This window comes from Serratia sp. EWG9, from assembly GCF_019913725.1.
Lineage (GTDB): Bacteria > Pseudomonadota > Gammaproteobacteria > Enterobacterales > Enterobacteriaceae > Serratia > Serratia ureilytica.
This window is the reverse complement of sequence record NZ_JADNRO010000028.1, coordinates 1-501: the sequence shown is the minus strand read 5'-3', so window position 1 is coordinate 501 and position 501 is coordinate 1. Positions and strand designations below refer to the sequence as shown.

Annotated in this window: 2 protein-coding genes; both read right to left on the bottom strand. The window is 56.7% G+C overall.

The window, feature by feature from the left end; translation table 11 throughout:
* The coding region (locus ITX55_RS23895; protein ID WP_370632735.1) for an MlaD family protein at window positions 1-266 on the bottom strand (266 nt) is incomplete at its 3' end.
* Window positions 253-501: paraquat-inducible protein A (locus ITX55_RS23890; protein ID WP_060446420.1), on the bottom strand; the 249-nt coding region annotated here is incomplete at its 5' end. The genes ITX55_RS23890 and ITX55_RS23895, both read right to left, overlap by 14 nt.

Here is a 501-nt window from a genome sequence, read left to right as displayed (position 1 = left end):
GCCTGCACCATCACCTTGCTCAGGTCATCGCTCAACGTGACGGTTTCCACCACGCCGACGTCAACGCTGCGGCTTTTGATTTTGGTTTTACCCGCTTCCAGCCCTTCCGCCGTCGTGGTCACCAGCGTCACCACCGGCCCCTGATGGCTGAAGTGGTAAAACAGGATCCAGGCGCCGATCAGCGCGGTCACGATGGGAATGATCCACACCGGCGACCAGCGTTTGATCTTCTCGACGTCCGCGACGCTATGATTATTTTCCGTCACCTTGCGGCTCCTTGTTGATTGTTTCACTTGCGCGATCCCAGGTCAGCCGGGGATCAAATGTCATGGCGGCGAACATGGTGAGGATCACCACCAGTGCGAACAGCACGGCGCCCGTCGCGGGATAAATGCTCATCAACTGCCCCATTCGCACCAACGCCGACAACACGGCGATCACAAACACGTCGATCATTGACCAACGACCAACGAATTCGACCACTTCATAAATCAGATGCAT